Below are 814 nucleotides of genomic sequence, written 5' to 3' on the forward strand. Positions count from 1 at the left end.
TGCTCTTTAACAATTTGGAAAGCTGATAGTAGAGATTAAATAGCGATATTTAATCGAAATTGAGTTCTCAAAATACTTCAATCAAGTGTTTTGGATATTCAAGTGTTCGAAAGAACACATCAAGGCGAAAACAAACCATATGGGTCGTTGATACGACTTGGTAGAGGAAACTCATCCGGGTTGTATGGTTAAGCGACTAAGCGTATACGGTGGATGCCTTGGCAGTCAGAGGCGATGAAGGACGTGTTAATCTGCGATAAGCGTTGGCGAGGTGATAAAACCCGTTATAGTCAACGATTTCCGAATGGGGCAACCCAACTGCATAAGCAGTTATCTGCATGTGAATACATAGCATGTAGAGGCGAACCGGGAGAACTGAAACATCTAAGTAACCCGAGGAAAAGAAATCAACCGAGATTCCCCTAGTAGCGGCGAGCGAACGGGGACCAGCCCTTAAGCTTTTGGGGTGTTAGTGGAATGTGTTGGAAAGCACAACGGTACAGGGTGACAGTCCCGTACACGAAAACTAACCTTAAGTGAAAACGAGTAAGGCGGCACACGTGACATGTTGTCTGAATATGGGGGGACCATCCTCCAAGGCTAAATACTCCTGACTGACCGATAGCGAACCAGTACCGTGAGGGAAAGGCGAAAAGAACCCCTGTGAGGGGAGTGAAATAGAACCTGAAACCGTATACGTACAAGCAGTGGAAGCGGTACTTGAGACCGTGACTGCGTACCTTTTGTATAATGGGTCAACGACTTACATTTAGTAGCAAGGTTAAGCGAATAGCGGAGCCGTAGGGAAACCGAG

The 814-nt window shown here is 46.1% G+C and carries 1 rRNA gene; it reads left to right on the top strand.

The features are described from left to right. Positions 1 to 186: 186 nt before the first annotated feature. Positions 187 to 814, top strand: a 23S ribosomal RNA gene (locus HR45_RS18895); the annotation flags it as partial.

Source organism: Shewanella mangrovi, assembly GCF_000753795.1.
GTDB classification, from domain to species: Bacteria; Pseudomonadota; Gammaproteobacteria; order Enterobacterales; family Shewanellaceae; genus Shewanella; species Shewanella mangrovi.